This is a genomic window from bacterium (assembly GCA_035703895.1).
In the GTDB taxonomy this organism is placed as follows: Bacteria; Sysuimicrobiota; Sysuimicrobiia; order Sysuimicrobiales; family Segetimicrobiaceae; genus Segetimicrobium.
In genome coordinates this window covers 1-22,299 of the sequence record DASSXJ010000332.1, presented here as the reverse complement: position 1 = coordinate 22,299, position 22,299 = coordinate 1, and the positions used below count along the sequence as shown (strand labels likewise).

Sequence of the window (22,299 nt, the reverse complement as noted above, 5' to 3'; positions counted from 1 at the left end):
CTCGCGGTTAACGTGCTCCGGAACGGCTGGATGGATCCTGACCGTCGTCCGTGCACGAGAACGCCTAGCACGGGACTTCGAATGAATGGACAGAAGGATTGACAGCATCGAGAGTGGGATGGCAATATTAGGCCCAGATCAGGTGAGCGAACAGACGTTCGCCCTAAGGCGGGATTGCGATGGAGAACCGCCTGGTCGTCCACGTCGACATGGACGCGTTCTACGCCTCGATCGAGGCGCGGGATAGCCCGCAGTATCGAGGGTTGCCCGTTGTGGTCGGGGCCGCGCCCGGCAGGCGGGGGGTTGTGGCCGCGGCCTCCTATGAGGCCCGCCGGTACGGCATCCGGTCGGCGATGCCGGTCGGCGAAGCCTTTGAGCGATGTCCTCAGGCGGTCTTCCTGCCCGTCGATATGCAGAAGTACCGCGCCGTGTCCACTGAGTTGTTCGAGCTGCTCGACACGTTCACGCCGCAGGTCGAGGCAGTGTCGATTGATGAGGCGTTCCTCGATCTCACCGGGTGCCCGGCACCCGGGCAGAGCAGCGGGGCCGCTCCGCTCGAGATCGCCCGCGCGATCAAGGCCCGGATCGGTGAGACGCTCCACCTGCCGGTCTCCGTGGGCATGGCGCCCAACAAGTTCCTCGCTAAACTGGGATCCGAGCTCGCGAAGCCCGATGGACTCCGCGAGATCCGCGCCGACGAGGCGATCGCCGTGCTCGCCCCCTTGCCCGTGACCGTCCTGTGGGGAGTGGGCGCGCAGACGCATCAGCGGCTCCGGGGACTGGGGGTCACCACCGTGGGAGACCTCCAGCGCACGCCCACGTCCGTGCTGCGCGCCGCGCTCGGGTTTGCCGCCGAGCACCTGGCGCAATTGAGCCGGGGGTCGGACGACCGTCCCGTCGACGTGACCCGCGAGACCAAGTCGGTAGGTCGTGAGACGACGTTCGATCAGGATACCGGGGACCGCGATCTTCTCGTCCGGACCCTCGGTGTGCTCGCCGAGGATGTGGCTCGTTCCCTCCGGGCGGAGGGCCTTCGAGGCAAGACCGTGACGCTCAAGTTGCGGTACTCAAACTTCCACACCTTGACGCGGGCCCTCACCTTGCCGACGTCGACGAACTCCGGCGGCGCCCTGTTGCGCGCGGCGGCGGGACTTCTCGACCGCCTCGGGTCCCTGCCGCGTCCGGTGCGGCTGATTGGGATCAGCGTGTCTGGGTTGGATCGCGCCGGCCTGACGCAGGTGTCCCTCTTCGGCGACGAGGACGCGCAGGGGCGGGTCGATCAGGTCAAGGATGCGATCAACGAGCGGTTCGGCGGGGGCACCGTCCGTCAGGCCCGCGAGGTCGACTCCCCCGACGCCGATTCCGGCTGAGGAGGAAGGTCTTGGAACACGACCTCCTTGAGGACGCCGATGAACGGGAGATGGCGATAGCGCTCCTGGTAGTCCAGGCCGTACCCCACGACGAACCGGTCCGGGATCTCGAACCCTCGGTAGGCGATCGGGAGCGCTTCGAGGATGCGCCGTCGTGGACGGTCGAGCAGCGTGCAGATCTGCAGGCTGGCCGGGGAGCGCGCCTGCAGGAGGCGCAACAGGTACCCGGCGGTGAGGCCCGTGTCGATGACGTCCTCCACCAACAGCACATGGCGGCCGGTGATCTCGATGTCGAGGTCTTTGATGAGCCGCACGACGCCGCTCTGCGCGCGCGCGCTCCCGTAACTCGTGATCGCCATGAAATCCAGCGAGAGCGGGATCTCGATCTCGCGGCTGAGATCGGTGAGGAAGTATACCGCCCCCTTGAGCACCGAGATCAGCAGCGGAGAGCGCCCGGCGAAGTCGTGCGTAATCTCCTGCCCAAGTTCGGCGACCCGGGCCGCGATCCGGTCTCGAGGGAGAAGGATCTCCTCGATGTCCTGCGCGGTCCCCGTCACCGGGCCGCGGCGGCCGAACGCATCCCGTACTTCAGCAGCAACTGCCGGAAGTCCCGGCCGTAGAAAATCTTGATGTTCACTCCGGGGTACAGCTCTCGGAGGCGCCGCACTTTACGGTTCTTGCGCGTGACGAGGCTCTGCTTCAGCGTGGTCAGCTCGATGAACAGATCGTACTCGGGAAGAAAGAAATCCGGATTGAAGCTCTCGATCACGCGACCGCGGTCGTCCCACTCCAGGGGAAACGATCGGGGCTCGTATTGCCAACGGATCCCGTAAAAATCGAGGATCTTTGCGAATTCCGCCTCGCTTCGATGCGCGAATCGGACGGTGTCGGTTGCGCTCACCTTGGAGGCCTTCACTGGCCTCGTGCATCCCTCCGCTGGGCCTGATGGGGCCCTCCGCAACATTAGTATAGCGGTCGATGTAGAATTAATCAAGGAAAGCATCGCCAGGGCGGAGAACGAGTGTTACTATTAGCGGAGGAGCTCGGGCAATGACCACGGCGCCGAACACGGGATCTCAGGCAGATCCCCAGGCCTCCAACCGCGAGCTTGAGCGGCTTCTGCAGGAGCTCAAGAGCGCCGATGTCACTTTGCGCAGCGACGCGGCCCATGCGTTGGGGAAACTGGCGGATGAACGCGCGGTCGCCGCACTCGGCGAGGCCCTGCGCGATCCGGATGAGTATGTTCGGAAGAGCGCGGTCATGGCGCTACGCCGGATCGGCGGCACCAAAGCCATGGAAGCGATGCGGGCGGCGCTGGCCGATCGGTCCGAGCAGGTCTGCCTGCAGGCGGTCAAGGGGCTCGGAGAGCTCCGCGACGCCGGCGCGGTCGAAGCGCTGATCAAGGTGCTCGCCCGACGCGAGCGCTCGCTCGTCGCCGCGGCGACGGAAGCCTTGTCGCGGATCGGTCCCGAGGCCGTCCCCCTCCTCATGGAAGCGTTCAAGGATCGCTACCTGCGGCGGCGGATCGGCCCCCAGATTTGGCGGATCTTGACCGAGATGGGGCCGCGGGTCATCGATCCCCTCATGGCCGTGCTCGGCGACGACAACTATTACGTCCGCCTGACGTCGCTGACCATTCTGGGGCGGATCGGTGACAAGCGGGTTGCCGAACCCATCCTGCGCGTGTTCTTGAGCGATCCCCGCCTTCAAGAGACCGTCGTGGGCACGATCGGTCGTCTCGAGGAGCGCGGGGTGCTCCTGTTGCCGGCGGGCGATCGCGAGGTCGGTCTCCCGGTGGAGGTGGTGCAGGCGTTCGCTCAGGAGAACCGCGAGCAGGTGCTCGCGGTCCTCAATACGGCGATGGAGAACCCGAGCGTCAAGGTCCGGCGATTCTCCCTCAAGGTGCTGTTCGCGTTGATGGGGGATGCGACGTTTGAGCACCTGCTGCGCTACCTCGCCGACGATGATCCGGACGTCAAGCGGCTCGCGATCCGCCTCTTGAGCAAGCTGCGGGACAAGCGCGTGATCGAGCCGCTCGTGGGGCTCCTATTGAAGGATGGCGAACAGATCGAGGAAGCGATCTGGGACGCCCTCAAGGTCCTCACCAACCTGCACGAATATGAAGAGCTCCGGAAGCGGGTGGCCCGCGAGAAGGCCGGCACGCGGCCGGTGGTCAAGACCTACAAGAAAAAGGACGTGTCGCCCGACTGGTGGCGCGATCAAGACTGACCGCTCCGCCGAGCGCGGTCCTCCGTCCTCTGCGGCGCGTATGAGTCCCGAGTCTTCCCTAGCTGTGCATCCGGTGGGGCGCGCACGCGTCCGGATCGTGCAGGGCGATATCACATCTCTCCCCTGCGACGCGGTGGTGAACGCCGCCAACGATCATCTCTGGATGGGGGGCGGCGTTGCGGGGGCGATCAAGCGGCGCGGCGGCGAGGAGATCGAGCAGGACGCCGTGCGCCAGGGGCCCATTCCGATCGGGGAAGCGGTCGCGACCGCCGCCGGGCGGCTCCCTGCCCGATATGTGATCCATGCGGTCACGATGGGGCAGGATCTCGTGACCAGTGAACGGGATATCCGCGCGGCCACCCGGAGCGCTCTGCGGTTGGCGGAGCGTCTCGGGCTCCAATGCGTGGCGCTGCCTGCGCTCGGGACCGGCGTCGGAGGCTTTCCGCTCGACCGGGCGGCAGCCGCCATGCTCGAAGAAACCGTCGCGCACCTGTCCCGCGCGGGCCGGCCCGACGAGGTCCTGTTCGCGTTGTTCGACGAGACCGCGTACCGCGAGTTCACGAGCGCGCTGCATCGGTTGGCCGCCTCCGGCGAGAACGCCTGATGCGGGTGCTGCTCACGAACGACGACGGGTTGAGCTCCCCGGGTCTCTTGGCGCTCGCCCGAGCCATGCGGTCGGCCGCGGACACCTTCGTCGTCGCCCCGGAGCACGAGCGCAGCGCGGCGAGCCATGCGATCACCCTGCACAAGCCGCTGCGGGTGGTGCGCACGACCCTCGGCGATACCGCGGTGCCCGCCTGGTCGACGAACGGCACACCGGCGGATTGCGTGGTGCTGGCTGTGCTCGATCTGCTGGGGACTCCGCCCGACGTCGTGGTGTCGGGGATCAACGCCGGGGCAAATCTTGGGATGGATCTCATCTATTCGGGAACGGTCTCCGGGGCGGTCGAGGCGTCGCTCTTCGGGATCCCGGCGATCGCGATCTCCGTGGCGTCCTTCACGGACATCCGCTGGGAGGGCGCGGCCGTCTTCGCGGCCCAGCTCGCCGGCGAGGTCGTACGCCATGGGCTCCCGCGCGATACCTTCTTGAACGTCAACGTGCCGAACCTGCCTGCCGCACAGATCCGGGGGGTCGAGATCACCCGGCAGAGTTCTCGGCGGTACGTGAGCCGGCTGGAGAAACGGTCGGACCCCCGGGGCCGCGACTATTACTGGCTCACCGGATCGCCAAACGGCGGGGAGTCCGATCCCGGGACGGACGCGCGGGCGGTGACCGAGGGCCGGATCTCGATCACGCCGCTCCGGCTCGACATGACGCATGAAGAACTCTATCCGATGTTGCGATCATGGAATCTCGCGGTCCCGAGCCGGTAGCGGCCGGGCATCCGCCGTCGCGGTCCGGTGAGGCGGCGATGGTGGAGTTTCGACAGGTGAGCAAAGTCTACCCGAACGGCGTCTGCGCGCTCCGAGATGTGACCCTGCGGATCGAGCCCGAGGAGTTTGTGTTCATCGTGGGGCCCACGGGGACGGGGAAGTCCACGTTCACCAAGATGGTCTACCGGGAAGAGCTGCCGTCGTCGGGTCAGGTGCTCGTGGGGGGGCGGAATGTGACGCAGATGCCCGCTCGGCAGGTGCCGTTTCTCCGGCGCAGGGTCGGCGTGGTGTTTCAGGACTTCAAGCTGCTGCCGCGCAAGACGGCCTGGGAGAATGTCGCGTTCGCGCTGGAGGTGACCGGCGCCCCGCCGTCGGAGATCGCCCCACGCGTCGGAGAGGTCCTGGAGGTCGTGGGGCTCGCCGCGCGGGCGGGCGCGATCCCGAGGGAACTCTCCGCGGGCGAGCAGCAACGGGTGAGCATCGCGCGGGCGCTGGTGCATCGCCCGCCGCTGCTCGTCGCGGATGAACCGACCGGGAACCTCGATCCCGACACCTCGTGGGAAATCGTGCAGCTGCTCTCCCGGATCAATTTGCGCGGCACGACCGTGATCGTGACCACGCACGACAAGACCATCGTCGACATCTTGAGGAAACGGGTGATCGCGCTCGACCGCGGCGCGGTGATCCGGGACGAGGCCCGGGGGCTGTATGCCGGCGGCCACTAGGCCCGAGGGGGTGGTGCGCCCGGCATCGGCGCCTCGCGTCGACGGCCGGGCGCGTCCCGCGCGCGGGACGCCATACTTTCTCCGGGAGGGCGTGGAAGGGTTCAGGCGCAACGGGCTGATGAGCGTGGCGGCGGTGACGATCACGATGGTCACGCTCACGGCGCTCGGGGCCGCCTTCATCGTGGCCGGCACGCTGGACCTGCTGGCGGCGAGCGTGGAACACAGACTGGAAGTGATTGTCTATCTGCATGAGGGCCTCCGGCCCGGTGACGTCGGCGCGGTGCGGACCCGGCTGCTCCGGCTCCCGGGGGTGACGGAGGTCGCGTTCGTCTCGAAAGAGGATGCGCTCGCCTCGTTCCAGCAGCGGTTGGGAGGCAAGGTCGACCTCAAAGAGTTCCTGTCGCACAACCCGCTGCCGGCATCGTTCGCGGTCACGGCCGACCGCCCGGAGCGCTTGGAGGCGATTGCGGAGGCGGCCGGCCGGCTTCCCCAGGTCGAGCACGCGTCCTACGGCGGCCCGACGATCGATCGACTGACGGCGGTGACCCGGCTCGTCCGCCTTGCCGGCCTCGTCGCCAGCGCCGGATTGGCGCTCGTCGCCATGATTATCATCGTGAACACCATCCGGCTCACCGTCTTCGCCCGACGGATGGAAATCGAGGTGATGCGGCTGGTGGGCGCGACCGGATGGTTCATCCGCTGGCCGTTTGTCATCGAGGGGGCGATCACCGGCGCGGTGGCCGCCTGCGCGGCACTCATCCTGATCACCGGCGTGTATGCGTGGCTGGCGTGGACGGCGGGCGGATCGCTGCCGTTTCTGCCGCTGCTCTCCCCGCTGGAGGTTGCCCGCGACCTTGCCTGGAAGTTGATGCTGTGGGGCGTCCTCATCGGGATCGGCGGCAGCCTGCTGGCGGTCCGGCGGTTTCTCGCGCACTAGGACATCGCGGAGGTCTCGCATGAACCGGCGTGTGCTCGGTACTCTCGGGGTGGTCGTGTTGATCGCGGCCGTGTTTGCCGCCGGCTACGGGACCGCTCTCCGGCGGGCCAACAACGTCCCGGCCTCGTTTGGGTTGCTTCGCGACCTCGAGCGGCTCGTGGAGACGCGGTTCATCGACCGTCAGGTGAACGACACCCAACTCCTCTATGGCGCCGCCCGGGGGATGCTCGGCGCGGTCGATGATCCGTACACGCGGTTCATGGATCCCCAGGCGTTCAAAGAATTTCAAGAAGCGGCCTTCTCCGGGCAGTTCACCGGGATCGGCATCATCATGGACCTCAAAGACGGCCAGGTGATTGTGGTCTCCCCGATCCCCGGCACGCCGGCGGCCCGGGCCGGACTGCTGGCCGGGGATCGGATCGTGCAGATCGACGGGCGCCCCACGCACGATATGGCGCTGCAGCGCGCCGTTTCACTGATCCGCGGCCCCCGGGGCACGACCGTCCACCTGCAGGTCACCCGCGGGAGCGAGACCCGTGCGGTCGCGATCACCCGCGACGTGATCCAAGCCCCCAGCGTGTCCGGTGAGGATGTGCTGGACACGGCAGTCCGGGACCGGCTGCGGGCGCTCAAACTGGCGTATCTCCGAATCGTCACCTTCGATGAGCGCACCGGCGATGAGTTCACGCGCGCCGTGACGACGACCCTCAGTCAGTCTCCGCGGGGACTGATCGTCGATCTTCGCAGCAACGGAGGCGGTCTCGTCGATTCGGCGGTGCGGGTGGCCAACGAGTTCATCCCGACCGGGACGATCGTGTCCACCGTGGATCGTGACGGAAAGCGCACGCGCGAGGAGGCCAACGGGACCGCGCGCCTGCACCTGCCGGTGGTCGTGCTCGTGAATGAATTTACGGCCAGCGCCTCCGAGATCGTGGCCGGAGCCCTACAGGACGACCACCTGGCGACGCTGGTCGGGGTGCAGACGTTCGGGAAAGGCGTCGTGCAGACGGTATTTCCGCTCCCCGGAGGCTCGGGCGCGGCGATCACGACCTTCAAGTATCTGACTCCCTCCGGACGGTCGATCCACAAGGTCGGGCTCACGCCCGACGTGACGGCCGGCGCCCGGTTGGAAGGCAAGTCGGTCGAGGACATTCGACGGATTCAGGATCAGCAGCTGGGCCGGGCGATCGAGGTGCTCCGCGCCCGTCTCAAGTGAGGTCAACGATTCGAAGATCACGCAGACACGGAGGACAGCGCGATGGCGAAGGAAGCGGTGACCATATCTCGTGACGATCCCTGGCAGGTGGCGCTCGAGCAGTTCGGCATGGCGGCCGATCTCCTGTCCCTCAAACGAGGGATCCGGGAGTTCCTCAGCCACCCCAAGCGGGAGCTGACGGTCAACTTTCCCGTCCAGCTCGAGGACGGATCGGTGCGCGTGTTCACCGGATACCGCATCCACCACAGTACGGTGCTCGGCCCGACGAAGGGGGGAATCCGCTATCATCCTGACGTCACACTCAACGAGATCCGCGCGCTCGCGATGCTGATGACCTGGAAGTGCGCGGTGGTCGGACTACCGTACGGCGGCGCCAAGGGCGGGGTGGTCTGCAACCCCAAAGAGTTCTCGCAGGAAGAACTGGAGCACCTGACCCGCCGGTACGCGACCGAGATCTCCATGTTCATCAGCCCCGAGAGCGACATCCCCGCGCCGGATGTCGGGACCACGCCGCAGGTGATGGCCTGGATCATGGACACATACAGCATGCACCGCGGGTACTCGGTGCCGGCGGTCGTGACGGGCAAGCCGATCTCCATCGGCGGCTCGCAGGGGCGGATCGAAGCGACGGGCCGCGGGGTCATGATCGTCGCCCGGGAGGCGGCCCGCCACCTGGGGATGCCGTTCCAAGGGGCCCGCATCGCCGTGCAGGGATTCGGCAACGTCGGCAGCATCGCGGCGTCGTTGCTGCACGAGCAGGGGTGCCGGATCATCGCCGTGACCGACAGCCGGGGCGGGGTGTACAACGAGAAGGGCCTCGATCCCACCGATGTCATTCGCCACAAGGAACAGACGGGGACGGTGGGCGGGTACCGCAAGGGCGACGCGATCACCAACGAGGACGTCCTCGAATTGCCGTGCGAGATCCTGGTGCCGAGCGCGCTCGAGGGGCAGATCACCCGGAAGAATGCCTCGCGGGTCAAGGCGCGCATCATCGTGGAGGGCGCCAACGGGCCGACGACGCCCGAGGCCGATCAGATCCTTCGCGACCGCAAGGCGCTCGTGATCCCCGACATTCTCGCGAACGCCGGCGGGGTGACGGTGTCCTACTTTGAGTGGGTGCAGGACCTGCAGTCGTTTTTCTGGACCGAAGAGGAGATCAACGAGCGCCTGGAACGGATCATGGTCCGCAGCTTCCGCGAGGTGCTCGCGGTGTCCCAAGAGCGTAAGGTGGAGCTGCGAACGGCCGCGCTCGTCCGCGCGGTCGGGCGTGTCGCCGACGCGTTGATGACGCGGGGCATTTACCCGTAGCGACAATCGGCCGGGCCTGATGCTGCGGCCGATCTTTCTGGCGCTCTCTCAGCAGCGGGGTCTCGCGGAATTCGCCCTGCGGCACGCCGTCCTCAGGAGGGCGGCGCTGCGGTTCGTGGCGGGCGAGCGCCTGGAGGAGGCCATCTCGGCGATCCGGGCCCTAAACGCCGCCGGCCTCGCCGCGACCCTCGACTTCCTCGGTGAGAACACGGCCACCCAGGCGGCGGCATCGGCGAGTGCCGAGACCTACGCGGCCATCCTCGACGAACTGCACCGGACCCGGGTCGACAGCAACCTGTCCCTGAAGCTGACCCAGCTCGGGCTGGATCTCGACGAGGGGCTGTGTGAGACGCTGCTCGCGCGGATCTTGGACCGCGCCGGCGCGACCTTCGTCCGGATCGACATGGAGGGATCCCCCTACACGGAGCGGACCCTCCACCTGTTCGAGCGGTTGTGGACGGCCGGACACCGGAACGTGGGCGTCGTGATTCAGTCCTATCTTCGCCGTAGCGAGGCGGATGTAGAACGGTTGATCGCCCGGGGCGTCCGGGTCCGGCTGGTGAAGGGCGCGTATGCAGAGCCCCCGTCGATCGCGTTTCCACACAAGCGGGACGTCGATGCCGAGTTTGCGCGGCTGACCGAACGGCTCCTGCGGGATGGCGTCTACCCGGCGATCGCCACCCACGACGAACGCCTCATTGCGGCGGCCCGGGAGGTGGCCGCCACCTATGGGATCGCCCAGGATCGGTTTGAGTTTCAGATGCTCTACGGCATCCGGCGGGACCTCCAGATCCGGCTCCGCCGGGAGGGATACCGGGTCCGAGTTTACGTCCCATTCGGCGGGGAGTGGTACCCATATTTCATGCGCCGACTGGCGGAACGCCCAGCCAATGTCATCTTCGTCGTCGGGAGCCTGCTGCGGGAGCGGGGCGGAGGGGGGGCAGTCGCGGGGCGGGTGGCGTGAGGGTGCGGCCGTCCCGCCGAGCTTCCGTGAAGGGGGGTGGGCGGCAGGCACAGAACTCTTTCCCCCGTCCTGAACGTAAGAGGATTTACAAAAGCGTCTTCGGGGGGCCACCCAGCAGGTCGTGGTGAGCCCCTGAAGCACAGAGAATGAAAAGGGGGCGATAGCGTGCGTAGATTACTCTTCCTTCTAGCCGGCCTCGCCGTGATCAGCCTGATTGCGATGGGTCCCGGAAGCGGAGGGCTGCAGCCCGCGAACGGTGCGGCCATGGCCGGGAAGACGATCAAGATCGGGGTGGACCTGCCGATGTCCGGCGGTGAGGCCCCGAACGGGGAGCCGACGAACAACGCGGTTCTGCTGGCGATCGATGAGGCCAACAAGGCCGGCGGCTATAAGGGCATGATGTTCGAGGAAGTCCTCAAGGACGACGCCGTGAACGGCGTGCACGATCCGGCTCAGGGCGCCAAGAACGTCCAGGAGCTGCTGGCCGACTCCGCTGTGGTCGGGATCATGGGCAACTTCAACAGCAACGTCGGGAAGGCCACGATCCCGATCACCAACGCGGCGGGCGTCGTGCAGATCAGTCCGTCCCAAACAAACCCCGGGCTCACCAAGCCGGAGTTCGGCGCCCTCGACGTGCGGAAGGCTCACCCGACCCAGATCAACTACTTCCGGGTGTGCCCCACCGACGATCTGCAGGGGCCGGTCGCGGCCGACTACGCCTTTAAGAAGCTCAAGCTGAAGAAGGTCGCGATTCTCGATGACCAGGAGACGTACGGGAAAGGGATCGCCGACGAGTTCGCACGAGAGTTTGGGAAGCTCGGCGGAACCGTCGTGAGCCGCGACGGCATCCCCAAGGGGACGCAGGACTTCCACGCGATCCTCACCGCGATTAAGGCCAAGGCGCCGGACCTGCTGTTCTTCGGCGGGGTGACCACGACCGGCGGCGGCCTGATCCGCAAGCAAATGAAAGACGTCGGGTTGACCATTCCGTACGAGGGCGGCGACGGCATCGTGGAAGACGAGTTCCTCAAGGTCGCCGGGGATGACGCGAACGGCAGTTACGGCACGGTCGCGGCGGAGAACGCCGAGAAGCTGCCGACCGCGAAGGGGTTCCTGGCTGCGTACAAGGCGAAGTACAAATCCGACCCAGGCGCGTACAGCGCGAACGGGTACGTGGCGGCGAAAATCATCATTGACGCGGTGAAGGCCGTCGGGCCGGATCGCGCCAAGGTGCGGGCGTGGGTCGCCAACTTGAAGAACTACAAGAGCATCATCGGCACCTTCTCGTTCGATAAGAATGGCGACACCACCAACAAGATCGTCAGCGTCTACACGGTCAAGAACGGCAAGTGGGAGTGGTTGGACCAAATAAACTTTACGTTGTAGCGGCCGCGGTCTTTCACGCCGGGTGAGGGACGGCCGGGGGCCGTCCCTCACGCGCACATCTGATGGACTGGAACCTCCTCGTCCTGCAGCTCATCAACGGCCTGACCCTGGGGGCAATCTACGCCGTCATTGCGCTCGGGTACACGATGGTCTATGGGATCATCGAGCTGATCAACTTCGCCCACGGTGACGTGTATACCGCGGGGTCGTTTGTGGCCCTCGCCACCCTCACCCTCCTCGGCGCGACGCGACATATGGCCGCGGCAGCGCTCGCGTTTGCGTTGATCGTCACGTTCCTCGCAGCGATGCTGATCATGGGGGCCACCGGGGTGGTGATCGAGCGGTTCGCGTACCGCCCGCTGCGTGGACGGCAGCGTCTGGCCCCCCTCCTGACCGCGATCGGCGTGTCGTTCAGCCTTGAGAACATCCTGCAGCTCTGGATGGGGCCATCCCCGGTGCCGTTTCCGCAGGTGCTCCCGAACCCCTTTTTCAATCTCGGCGCCGTGGGCGTAGGACAGATGCAGCTCGTCGTGATCTTCTCATCCATCGTCATGATGCTGGCCCTCCACTTCTTCGTGCAGGGGACGAAGCTGGGGAAGGCCATGCGGGCCACCGCCCAGGACTGGATGGCCGCGGAGATCATGGGCATCGACATCAACAAGACGATCGCCCTCACGTTCTTCATCGGGTCGGTGCTGGCCGGCGCGGGCGGGGTGATCACCGGGCTGTACTATGGGAACGTCTGGTTTATCAACGGGTTCCGCGCCGGGCTCATCGCCTTCACCGCCGCCGTGCTGGGAGGAATCGGGAACACGACCGGGGCGGCCCTCGGCGGGTTCGTCATCGGGTTCGTCGAGGTGATGACCGCGCAGTACGTCGGGTTCCAGTGGGCGGAGGTGACGATTTTCTCCGTGCTGATCCTGGTGCTGATCTTCCGCCCCACCGGCCTGCTGGGTCAGCAGCTCCCGGAACGGACGTAGCGCTCGTTGCAGAGAATGGGCGTGCGCGTTCTCAAACGGCTCGTCCCGTACCGGACCGCGCTTGTGATCCTCCTTGTCCTTCTCCTGTTTCCGCTCGTCGACCACAACGCCGGGCACATCAACGCGGGGGCCGATGCGGCAGTGTACGTGCTGCTCGCGCTCGGCCTCAACATCGTCGTGGGCTTTGCCGGGCTCCTCGACCTGGGCTACGCGGCGTTCTTTGCGATCGGGTCGTACACGTACGCGTTCGCCGCCTCACCGTTCTATCACTTGCACCTGCCGTTCTGGCCGATGCTGCTGGTCGGTGCGATCATCGCCGGCGTCTTCGGCGCGCTCCTGGGGGCGCCGACCCTCAGGCTCCGGGGCGATTACCTGGCGATCGTGACGCTGGGCTTCGGCGAGATCGTGCCGACGGTGTTTCTGAACCTGCCCAAATACACCGGCGGGACCAACGGCATCGTCGGGATCGATCAGCCGACCCTCTTCGGGTACCAGTTCGGATTCAATCCGCTCCCCTATTACTACACGCTGATCGTGATCATCGTGGTATCCGTCATCGGGGTCCTCCGCCTGCGGGACTCCAGGCTCGGGCGTGCGTGGCTGGCCGTTCGAGAGGATGAGATCGCGGCGGCCTCGATGGGGGTCAATCTCGTCACAACGAAGCTGCTGGCGTTCTCCTTCGGCGCATTCTTCTCTGGGTTCGCGGGGGCGCTGTACGTCGCTAAGCTCGGGGTCGTGAGCCCCGACCAGTTCAATTTCACGGTGTCGTTCACGATCCTGGCAATGGTGGTCCTGGGCGGGATGGGAAACGTCTTCGGCGTGATCGCAGGCGCCGCCATCCTCTACGAGTTCCAAACGCTCTTCCTCGCCGACCTGACGCAGTGGTCGAACAACCTTGGACACGCCTGGGGAATCCTCTTCCTCACGAAGCTCAACTTCGTGAACCTCAAGTTCCTGCTGTACGGACTGGGGCTGGTGTTCCTGATGCTGCTGCGGCCCGAGGGGATCTTCCCCGAACGGCGGATCCGGGCGATCATCACCGAGCGAGAGAGCGTGGCCACGGAGATTCCTCCTGCCGATGTCTCGGCGGCCGGATCTCCGGCGGGGGGTCCTCCCCCACACGCCGGGCCGTGAGGAGGGACGCGCCGGATGCCCCCGAGTGAGCCTCACCCCTCTGTGCTCCTAGATGCGCGGGGCGTGACCAAGACGTTCGGGGGCCTGGTGGCGGTGAACCACGTCGACTTCACGGTTCCCCAGGAGAGCGTCGTCAGCCTGATCGGTCCCAACGGCGCCGGCAAGACCACGTTCTTTAACGTCATCGCCGGCCTGTACCGCCCGAACGCCGGCGTGATTACGCTAGCCGGTCGGGACATCACCGGGCGGAAGCCTCACGAGATCGCCCGGCTGGGGATCGCCCGAACGTTTCAGAGCATTCGGGTCTTCGCCAACATGACGTCCCTCGAAAACGTCCTGATCGGCATGCACAGCCACCTCACGGCGGATCCGGTTCGGATCGTCGCCGGTGCGCCCGGCGTCGTCGCGGAGGAAGTGCGAGCCCATCGCGATGCCCGTGACCTCCTCGCCTTCGTCGGGCTCAAAGGGCATGACGATGAGATGGCCAAGAACCTGGCCTACGGTGATCAACGACGCCTGGAGATCGCTCGGGCCCTGGCCCTCCGACCCCGCCTGCTGCTGCTGGACGAGCCGGCGGCCGGAATGAATCCGGAGGAGGCACGCCGGCTCATGGAGTTCATCCGCCGCCTCCGCAAAGAGCTCCGCCTCACCGTGCTCCTCATCGAGCACCAGATGCGGGTCGTGATGGGCGTCGCCGACCGGGTCACCGTGCTTGACCACGGCGAGGTGATTGCTGAGGGCACCCCCGATGAGATCCGGCGGAACCCGCGGGTGATCGAGGCCTATCTGGGCAAGGCCGCGCTCACGTGATCCCCCTATGCCGAGCCTCGTAGTCGACGGCATCCACGCGTATTACGGGCGCATCCATGCGCTCGACGGGATCTCGGTTGCCGTGGAGCAAGGGGAGATCGTCACCCTGATCGGGGCGAACGGCGCAGGCAAGAGCACGACCCTGAAGACGATCACCGGGTTCCTGCGGCCCCGCCCGGGGACGATCCTCCTCGACGGAGCTCCGATCCACGGCCTGCCTCCCCACGAGATCACCCGGAGGGGCGTGTGCCTGGTGCCGGAAGGCCGCCGGATTTTTCCGCGGATGACCGTGCGGGACAATCTTGAGATGGGCGCCTTTGCCCGGACGAACCGCCAAGAGATCCAGGGAGATCTCGAGCGGGTCTGCCGGCTCTTTCCGCGTCTCGAAGAACGCCTCGCCCAGACGGCCGGAACGCTCTCCGGAGGCGAGCAGCAGATGCTGGCGATCGGCCGCGGCCTCATGGCCCGGCCGAAGATTCTCCTCCTCGATGAGCCCTCGATGGGGTTGGCCCCGGTGCTCGTCGAGCTCATCTTCAAGACCATCCAGGAGATCAACGCCCAGGGGGTGACCATCCTCCTTGTCGAGCAAAACGCGCTGATGGCCCTCGGGATCGCGCAGCGAGGATACGTGCTGGAGACGGGGCGGATCGTCATGACCGACCAAGCCGACAAACTTCGGCAGAACGATCAGGTCCGGAAGAGCTACCTCGGCGAGGTCTAGGCTCCAGGGGGTATCCGGTGGCAGAGCCAAGGATTCTCTACGACCACGGCGTCGTCACGGCGCTTGAGGCAAACCGCGAGTTCTACGGCCGCCTGGCCAGGGACGTGGAGGAGCGGACCCCTGTGGAGCGGTTCGTCGTGCCTCCTCGTTCCGGGGCGGCCTGGACCGTGGCCGCCGGTCAGCTGTGCCGGATCGTCATCACCGACGGTCCCCAGGTGGCCGACTTCAATGTCTGGAGCCGCCATAACCCCCGCGAGCGGTTTTGGGCGGCGCGCACCCGGCAGTTGTACCGCACGCACGTCACGACCTACGACCGGCTGTGGTCGTGCCTCCCGTATCTCCGGCCGATGCTGACGATCACCAACGACACCATTCACTACGGCGTCGATGAGGACGGAGCCGGGTGCCATGATCTCCTGGGAACGCGCTGCGATCCGTACGTGCACAAACTGCTCAACGGGGAAGACTTCGACTACTGTTGCCACTCCAATCTCGTGCGCGCCGTGATGCCCTACCGGCTCACCGAGTTCGACGTCCATGATGTGCTCAACATCTTCATGGTCACGGGGCTGACGCGAGATGGCCGGTACTTTGTGAAACCGAGCCCGGCGAAGCTGGGGGACTTTTTTGAGTTCTTCGCGGAAATGGACGTGCTCTGTGCTCTCTCCACGTGCCCGCACGGGGATCTGTCCGTGCAAATGTGGGGGCCCGCCCGGGACAACCCGCTCGGCACATGCCGGCCGCTCGGCGTGGAGGTCTATCAACCGGCGCCCCGGCTTCTGGCGGGCTGGGAGCCCACTTTGCCGATGGACTACCAGGGGATGCACGGGTTGCGCGATGGATCCTGAAACCCCGAGGCAGATCATCGCCGCCGTGGAAGAGCGGCGGGGCGAGACCGTGGCATTTCTGCAGCGTCTCGTGCAATTTGACAGCGTCACGGGAAACGAAACCGAAATTCAGGCCTTCATCGCGGACCACCTCAAGGAACTGGGCCTGCGGGTAGATCGGTTCGATACCGACCCGGACGTCCTTCGGCAGTATCCTGGATTCCTCGAGCCGGAGAAACCGCTGGCCGGGAGGCCGAACGTCGTCGGCGTGTGGAAGGGACGGGGCGCCGGGCGATCGCTGCTATTGAACGGCCACGTGGACACCGTGCCGTTGGAGCCGTTGGGCGAGTGGGCGCGCGGGCCCTTGTCGGGATCCCTTGCCGATGGCAAGGTGTGGGGCCGCGGCGCGTCCGACATGAAAGGCGGCGTGGCGGCGATGACGATGGCCGTCGCCATCTTGAAAGACATGGGGCTCAGGCCTCGGGGCGACGTGACCCTCGAGTACGTGGTGGACGAGGAGCGGACCGGTCTCGGGACGCTCGGGTGTGTACAACGGGGTTATCGGGCGGATGCCGGTATCTGTTGCGAGACCAGCGATCTCGAGGTGATGCCGGCGTGCATCGGGCGGATGTGGTTCACGATCCGCGTCCGGGGGAAGCCGGCCGGCATCTCCGCGAGGTGGGAAGGGGTGAGCGCCATCGACAAAGCCATGAAATTCGTCGGGGCCGTGGAGGCGCTGGAAGCCATGCGGATTCAGGACCTCCGGCATCCCCTCTTTCCCGATAACCGCGGCGCGCTCCCCTGCGCCGTTACCATGTTCCAGTCGGGGACGTTCCCCAGCATTACGCCCGAGGAAGCGACCCTGCGGGGCAGCATGGGGTTGATGCCCTATGAAGACCCCGCCCAGGCCGAGGCGCAACTGCGGGCGCAGATCATGCGCGTCTGCGAGGCAGACCCTTGGCTACGACACAACCCCGCTGAACTTACGACGAAGGGCGGGTACGTGGCGGCCGGGGCGGAAATCCCGACCGACCACCCTATTGTGGATGCCATCAACCGGTCGTTCCGGCAGGTGACAGGGAAGGAACCGGTGCTGAGCGCCCGCATGGGGGCCTCAGACACCCGCTTTCTGATCCGGCAGGGGCACACACCGACGGTGATCTTCGGCCCGGGACCGACGAGCCAGATGCATGCGATGAACGAGCACGTCCCCGTCGAAAACGTGGTCATCGCCGCCAAGGTACTGGCGCTGGCCATCCATGATTGGTGTAATCGAGAACCGCCGTCAGCTTAGGAACAGCCGGTCCGGATCGAGCAACCGGAGGAACCGCAACTCCTCGTCGCTGGGGGCCGGAAGCTCGCCGACCTTAGGTGCGATCGGGAGATCAAACCCCGTCTGCTCGTGTACCTGATCGATCGTGACCCCGGCCTGGAGGGCATCGAGCCGCATCCGTCTGGTCTCCGAGTCGAAGCGCATCAGGGCCAGATTGGTGATCACCGTGGTGATCTCCCCGAACAGCAGCCCAGCCCGGCGGCGGGCATCGTGGCCGCCAAGGTAGCCGGGGCTCGTGATGAAATCGACCTGCTCGATGAACCGCCGGCGCTCGTGCATCGTGACGATGAAGATCTCCCGACAGTGGGTGATGATATCGCACGCGCCCCCGCTGCCGGGCAGGCGAACCTGGGGCCGGTCGGGCGGCCCGATCACGCTGGTGTTGATGTTGCCGTGCGGATCGATCTGGGCGCCCCCCAGGAAGCCGTAGTCGAAGAATCCGCGCTGGGCATAGAGGAAGGTCTGCGTGATCGACGGCAGCATCACCGCTCGGCGGCCGGCCCGCATCTCATTGGTGGAGATCGGCAGGCGCCCGGGCAGGACCTCGAGCCCGACGACGCCGCCCTCCACGACGATCGTCAGGTGAGGCGCGTGGGTGGACTTCGCCAGCGCGGACGCGAGGAGCGGGGTGCCGACGCCGGCAAACACGATCTTGTGATCGGCGAGCAGCCGGCTCGCGGTCGCGGCCAGGAGCTCAGAGGCGCTCGCGGCCACGCTAGCGCGTAAGCTCCTGCGCGGCCTGCTGTTGACGGCGGAGGCGGCCGGTGCCGAAACGCTCCAGGTACGCGTCGAACGTGTCCAGACCGTAGACGTACTCGTCCAGATAGGCCCGAACGGCGGCGGCGCCTCCGGCCGTCACGCCGCGCGCGTACCCGCCGATGTGCTCGAGGTCTGCCTCGTAGCGGCCATAACACTCGTGCGGGTAGGCGCCAAACGGGGCTTCCACGACCGCGTCCACGGTGAAGAACGGGATGACCGTGCGGTCCGCGGTTCGCCGGATCTCGTCGGTCGAGACGATCTCCTCGGCGCTGAGAATCACCGTGGCCGCGGCCGCGGCCAGGTCGGGGTCCATGTGCGGATATCCATCGATCTGGGCGTTGCCGAAGCAGTCGGCCCGGTGGACGTGGATCACCGCCACGTCCGGAAAGAGCGCGGGGACCAGGCACAACGTCTCCCCGGTAAATGGACAGATCATCGTGCGGGCGCTCGTGCGCCCGAGCAGGTCCGAGCCGAGCATCGAGAGTGTGGGGAGGAACGGTATCCCCATCGCCGCGGCCCGATACCGCAGGCCGAGCGCGAGGTGGCTCCATTCCTCGAGGCGCGCCTGCCCGCTCTCGACGAACTCTCGAACGATCCGCGAGAGGCCCCACGGAAGTCCGATCCCGATCCAAGACGTGACGAGCGATCGGGTCGCGCCCGCGACCAAGAACAGCTCTCCCTCGTAGCACATCAGGTTGCGCGAGAGGGTGAGGTCGACGCGCCGCAACCGGAGGATTTCCCGCAGCGTGACGAGGGGCGTCCGCGAATACAGGCACCCACCGATCGCGACATGGTTCCCGTCTTGCACGAGCCGCGCCGCGTCCCCGGCCGGCATGCGCTTGTCGCGGAGGCCACGGTCCTTCCCTTCCAGGCGCCGCCGGGCCTCGACGAACGTCATCGCGCCGTCCGGCCGCACGGCGCGGTCACGCGCGCACCCCCGCGATCCTCCCGCGGAGATTCGGCAGGATCTCCCGGCCGATGACCTCCAACTGGTCCAGGCGGTAGTCGTAGGGTACCAGCACGATGTGCTCGACGCCGGCGGCGATATGGGCGGCGAGCTGCTCGGCGCACTGGTCCGGCGTCCCGCGAATCGAGCTGTCCGCGGTGGACTCGCTCCAGGGGGCGGCGTCGAAGTATCGGGCGATAAAATCCCGTACGCCCCGGTCCGCCTCTTCGAAGGATGGGGCCACATAGATCGGAAGCTGGCTTACGTTCCGGAGGGCGGCGGGATCGCGGCCGGCCTCTTCGGTGAGCGATCGGATTTTGGCCCACGTCCGGCGAAAGCTCTCCGGCGTGTAGAAGTAGGTCAGCCACCCGTCACCATGCCGGGCGAGGCGCCGGAGCACCACGTCGACATAGCCCCCGAAGAGGATCGGCGGCCGCGGCCGCTGGAGGGGTTTGGGCAGCATCACCGACCGATTGAAGACATAGCCGTTCGCCGCGCCGTTCACCTGATCCTCGGTCCAAAACCGCTTGAGGACTTCCAGGTTCCGCACGAAGATCTTGCCCCGCTCCTTGAAGGGGACGCCACACGCGTCAAACTCCCGCTCGTACCAGCCCGCGGCGACCCCCAGGATCAGCCGCCCCTTGGAGATGTGGTCCAGGCTCGTGAGGACCTTCGCGAGGACGACGGGGTTGCGCAGGGGCAGCACCAGGACCCCTGTGCCCAATTGGAGGCGCTGCGTCTTCATGGCGAGCGCCGTGAGGGTGGCGAGCGACTCGAGATACGGGAAGGGGCGCTTCGAGCCCAACAAAATGTGATCCCACACCCACGCCGATTCGAAGCCGAGGGCCTCCGCGCGGGTCGTGAACGTCACGATCTCGTCGATACTCGGCTCATCCGGATAGGGAGTAAAGTTCTTGAGCGCGACCCCGAACCGGACCTCTCGTCCCGTCACCGAGTCACCTCCGGAGTCCCGCCCCCGGCGTCGGTTCGTTGGGCTTCGAGGGCGTCGAATATCCGTTCAGGCGCGATCGGAAGTTCGAGCGGCCGGATGCCGATCGCATCCCACACCGCGCTCGCGATCGCCGCCGGCGGCGGCCCCGTGGGCGGCTCCCCGATTCCCCGCGCATTGAACGGCCCTTTGCCTTCGCCGGACTCCAGCACGATCGGCCGGATGTCGGGGACGTCCAGAGAAGTCGGGATGAGGTAGTTGGCGAACAGCGTGGTCAGGTTGTTGCCTTCCTCGAGCGCGATCTCCTCCAGGAGCGCCTGGCCGATCCCCATGACGGCGCCGCCTTGGATCTGGCCCGCAACACTTTGCGGATTGATCGCGCGTCCCACATCGTGGCACGCCACGTGCTTGAGCACGGTGACGGTCCCCGTCTCCGTGTCGACCTCGACCTCGACGGCGTGGCACCCGAACGTGTAGTCCGGAAAGGTCTTCCCCTGGCCGGACTCCCTGTCCACGGGCGGCGCCTGCTCTCCTCGGAACACCGACAGGTGCGCGACCGGCACGCCGGCGCGGCGGCACTCGGCCACCACCCGGGCGAGTGCGATCCTTCGGTCCGGGCTCCCGCCGACGCGCACTTCGTTGTCCGCGAACTGCAGGTCCGGTCCCGACGCCTCCAGCAGCCCGGCGGCGACCGGGACGACGAGCGCCCGAAGTTCCCGCGCCGCTTTCCACGCCGCGTTTCCCGACATGTAGAGCTGGCGGGTCGCGAACGTGCCGCCGGTGAGGGGAGTGAGGGCGCTGTCGCCGATGTGAACGGCGATGCGGTCGGGCGAGACCCCGAGCACCTCGGAGGCGATCTGCGCCAGCGCCGCCGCCTGGCCCCCTCCGAGGTCGGTCACTCCCGCGCGGATAACCAACGATCCATCCGCCTCGAACCCGATCCACGCGCTGGCCTGATCCCGGAACCAGACGGTCCGGCCGTACGGCTGGATGTTGCAGGCGAACCCGCGACCCACCTTTGCCGACGCGCTCGACGGGCGGCTCCGGTCCCCCAGCGCATCGAGCGCGCGCCGGCTGGCCTCGGGCAGCGCGACGTGCGTCTCGATCGTCTCGCCCGTGGGCAGCCGGTCTCCCTTCCGAAGAAAGTTCCGAGCACGGATCTCGAGCGGGGGGATCCCGAGGCGCTCGGCCAAGAGATCCATCTGGGATTCGTAGGCGAACGTGACCTGCATCGCGCCGAACCCGCGCATCGCGCTCGTCGGCACATTGTTGGTGAACACCGCTTTAGCGTCGATCTTGACGTGGGGCACGCGGTACGGTCCTGCGCCCACGACCAGCGCGGCGAAGAGCACGCGCGGGCTGAGGAGCGGGATGGGCCCGGCATCGCCAAGCAGCGTGATCTCCTGGGCCGTGAGATGTCCATTCCGGTCCGCCCCCGTCCGGCAGCGCATGATGAAGGGATGGCGCTTGGGGCGGGCCAGGAGCGACTCCTGCCGGCTCCAGACCATGCGCACCGGCTGCCGCGTGCTCCACGCCAGGAGCGCCAGATACGGTTCGACCGTCATGTCTTCCTTTCCGCCGAACCCTCCACCGAGGAACGGCGCGATGACCCGCACGCGATTGTGGGGGAGGCCAAGGACCTCGGCGATCTCGCGGAAGTGCTCGATCACCTGCGTCGATGAGCGGATGGTGACGATGCCGTCGCCGTCGATCCACGCCACGCCCGCTTCCGGTTCGAGGTAGGCGTGGTCGACCCGTTGGGTGCGGTAGGTACGCTCGACGATGACGTCGGCCCGCCGGAACCCCTCGTCGACGCTGCCCTGTCGGAGCCGCCAGTGGATGAGGACGTTCTCCCGGTCCGGATGAACGCGGGGAGCACCGGGCGCGAGCGCAGCCTGGACGTCGAACACACCAGGCAGGGGCTCGTAGTCCACGTCGATCGCGTCGCACGCGGCCCGGGCCGCCACCTCGGAGACGGCAGCCACAAGGGCCAGGGGCTGCCCCTGGTAGCACACCCGGCCTGCCGCCAGCACCGGTGTGTCGAACGGGGCCCAGTGTGCCCCGGTGGCGTCTTCACGGATGGTGTTACAGGGGATATCGTCCGCCGTGAGCACCGCGGCCACGCCGGGCAGGGCGCGCGCCCGTGTGACGTCGATCCGTCGGATCCGCGCGACCGGGTAAATGGAGCGCAGGATGCGACCGGCCAGCATCCCGGGAAGGCTCCAGTCGGCCGCGTACAAGGTTGCCCCGTCGACCTTGTCGGCGACATCGAAGCGCGGGAGCGCCTTGCCCACGATGCCCATGCTACGTCGCCTCCCGGCTCGCGCG

At 66.9% G+C, this 22,299-nt stretch carries 22 protein-coding genes; 16 read left to right on the top strand and 6 right to left on the bottom strand.

Annotated elements, in window-relative coordinates; genetic code table 11:
• Positions 1-179 precede the first annotated feature (179 nt).
• Complete coding sequence (gene dinB / locus VFP86_21940; GenBank protein HET9002312.1) at positions 180-1,370, top strand: DNA polymerase IV; 1,191 nt, start codon at positions 180-182, stop codon at positions 1,368-1,370.
• On the opposite strand, the gene hpt is transcribed toward dinB, so the two are convergent.
• Together hpt and VFP86_21930 are read right to left on the bottom strand one after the other, a co-directional pair.
• Entirely contained in the window at positions 1,328-1,927 is a 600-nt protein-coding gene (gene hpt, locus VFP86_21935) for a hypoxanthine phosphoribosyltransferase (GenBank protein ID HET9002311.1), read from the bottom strand. The genes dinB and hpt overlap by 43 nt on opposite strands.
• The gene (locus VFP86_21930; GenBank protein HET9002310.1) at positions 1,924-2,271 is read right to left on the bottom strand and encodes a hypothetical protein; all 348 of its coding nucleotides are present in this window, start codon (positions 2,269-2,271) and stop codon (positions 1,924-1,926) included. Before VFP86_21930 ends, hpt begins: the two co-directional genes overlap by 4 nt.
• Before the next feature lie 149 nt (positions 2,272-2,420).
• Here VFP86_21930 and VFP86_21925 point away from each other — a divergent pair, with 149 nt between their 5' ends.
• The 15 genes from VFP86_21925 (at position 2,421) to VFP86_21855 (ending at position 17,278) form a co-directional block, all read left to right on the top strand.
• A complete protein-coding gene (locus VFP86_21925; GenBank protein HET9002309.1) occupies positions 2,421-3,599 on the top strand; it encodes a HEAT repeat domain-containing protein in 1,179 nt (392 codons plus the stop codon).
• Positions 3,600-3,672: 73 nt separating this feature from the next.
• Positions 3,673-4,203 (top strand): macro domain-containing protein, encoded by a 531-nt coding sequence (locus tag VFP86_21920; GenBank protein HET9002308.1) that lies wholly within the window; start codon positions 3,673-3,675, stop codon positions 4,201-4,203.
• A complete protein-coding gene (gene surE, locus VFP86_21915) occupies positions 4,203-4,973 on the top strand; it encodes a 5'/3'-nucleotidase SurE (protein HET9002307.1) in 771 nt (256 codons plus the stop codon). The genes VFP86_21920 and surE overlap by 1 nt, the downstream gene beginning before the upstream one ends.
• Before the next feature lie 38 nt (positions 4,974-5,011).
• Positions 5,012-5,698 (top strand): cell division ATP-binding protein FtsE, encoded by a 687-nt coding sequence (ftsE, locus tag VFP86_21910; protein HET9002306.1) that lies wholly within the window; start codon positions 5,012-5,014, stop codon positions 5,696-5,698.
• A gap of 13 nt (positions 5,699-5,711) precedes the next feature.
• Positions 5,712-6,635, top strand: a complete 924-nt coding sequence (gene ftsX / locus VFP86_21905) for a permease-like cell division protein FtsX (protein HET9002305.1) — start codon at positions 5,712-5,714, stop codon at positions 6,633-6,635.
• Positions 6,636-6,654: 19 nt separating this feature from the next.
• Complete coding sequence (locus tag VFP86_21900; protein HET9002304.1) at positions 6,655-7,851, top strand: S41 family peptidase; 1,197 nt, start codon at positions 6,655-6,657, stop codon at positions 7,849-7,851.
• A 42-nt stretch (positions 7,852-7,893) separates the two neighbouring features.
• A complete protein-coding gene (locus VFP86_21895) occupies positions 7,894-9,162 on the top strand; it encodes a Glu/Leu/Phe/Val dehydrogenase (GenBank protein ID HET9002303.1) in 1,269 nt (422 codons plus the stop codon).
• Between the two features lie 19 nt (positions 9,163-9,181).
• The gene (locus VFP86_21890) at positions 9,182-10,126 is read left to right on the top strand and encodes a proline dehydrogenase family protein (GenBank protein ID HET9002302.1); all 945 of its coding nucleotides are present in this window, start codon (positions 9,182-9,184) and stop codon (positions 10,124-10,126) included.
• Positions 10,127-10,291: 165 nt separating this feature from the next.
• A complete protein-coding gene (locus VFP86_21885) occupies positions 10,292-11,512 on the top strand; it encodes a branched-chain amino acid ABC transporter substrate-binding protein (GenBank protein ID HET9002301.1) in 1,221 nt (406 codons plus the stop codon).
• Positions 11,513-11,574: 62 nt separating this feature from the next.
• Complete coding sequence (locus VFP86_21880; GenBank protein ID HET9002300.1) at positions 11,575-12,492, top strand: branched-chain amino acid ABC transporter permease; 918 nt, start codon at positions 11,575-11,577, stop codon at positions 12,490-12,492.
• 21 nt (positions 12,493-12,513) lie between these two features.
• Positions 12,514-13,626 (top strand): branched-chain amino acid ABC transporter permease, encoded by a 1,113-nt coding sequence (locus VFP86_21875; GenBank protein ID HET9002299.1) that lies wholly within the window; start codon positions 12,514-12,516, stop codon positions 13,624-13,626.
• Positions 13,627-13,641: 15 nt separating this feature from the next.
• On the top strand, positions 13,642-14,436 hold the full coding sequence (locus VFP86_21870; protein ID HET9002298.1) for an ABC transporter ATP-binding protein: 795 nt from the start codon (positions 13,642-13,644) through the stop codon (positions 14,434-14,436).
• A 7-nt stretch (positions 14,437-14,443) separates the two neighbouring features.
• Entirely contained in the window at positions 14,444-15,157 is a 714-nt protein-coding gene (locus VFP86_21865; protein ID HET9002297.1) for an ABC transporter ATP-binding protein, read from the top strand.
• A 32-nt stretch (positions 15,158-15,189) separates the two neighbouring features.
• A complete protein-coding gene (locus VFP86_21860) occupies positions 15,190-16,005 on the top strand; it encodes a DUF1989 domain-containing protein (protein HET9002296.1) in 816 nt (271 codons plus the stop codon).
• Positions 15,995-17,278: an ArgE/DapE family deacylase gene (locus VFP86_21855; protein HET9002295.1), complete on the top strand. Its 1,284-nt coding sequence runs from the start codon at positions 15,995-15,997 to the stop codon at positions 17,276-17,278. Before VFP86_21860 ends, VFP86_21855 begins: the two co-directional genes overlap by 11 nt.
• Here VFP86_21855 and VFP86_21850 read toward each other — a convergent pair.
• The 4 genes from VFP86_21850 to VFP86_21835 are packed head-to-tail and all read right to left on the bottom strand — an operon-like array spanning position 17,270 to position 22,274.
• Entirely contained in the window at positions 17,270-18,031 is a 762-nt protein-coding gene (locus tag VFP86_21850) for a CoA-transferase (protein HET9002294.1), read from the bottom strand. The two genes, VFP86_21855 and VFP86_21850, sit on opposite strands and share 9 nt — an antisense overlap.
• Position 18,032: 1 nt before the next feature.
• On the bottom strand, positions 18,033-18,974 hold the full coding sequence (locus tag VFP86_21845) for a CoA-transferase (GenBank protein ID HET9002293.1): 942 nt from the start codon (positions 18,972-18,974) through the stop codon (positions 18,033-18,035).
• Positions 18,975-18,999: 25 nt separating this feature from the next.
• Positions 19,000-19,974: a TIGR03619 family F420-dependent LLM class oxidoreductase gene (locus VFP86_21840; protein ID HET9002292.1), complete on the bottom strand. Its 975-nt coding sequence runs from the start codon at positions 19,972-19,974 to the stop codon at positions 19,000-19,002.
• Complete coding sequence (locus VFP86_21835) at positions 19,971-22,274, bottom strand: xanthine dehydrogenase family protein molybdopterin-binding subunit (protein ID HET9002291.1); 2,304 nt, start codon at positions 22,272-22,274, stop codon at positions 19,971-19,973. Before VFP86_21835 ends, VFP86_21840 begins: the two co-directional genes overlap by 4 nt.
• Between the last annotated feature and the right edge of the window lie 25 nt (positions 22,275-22,299).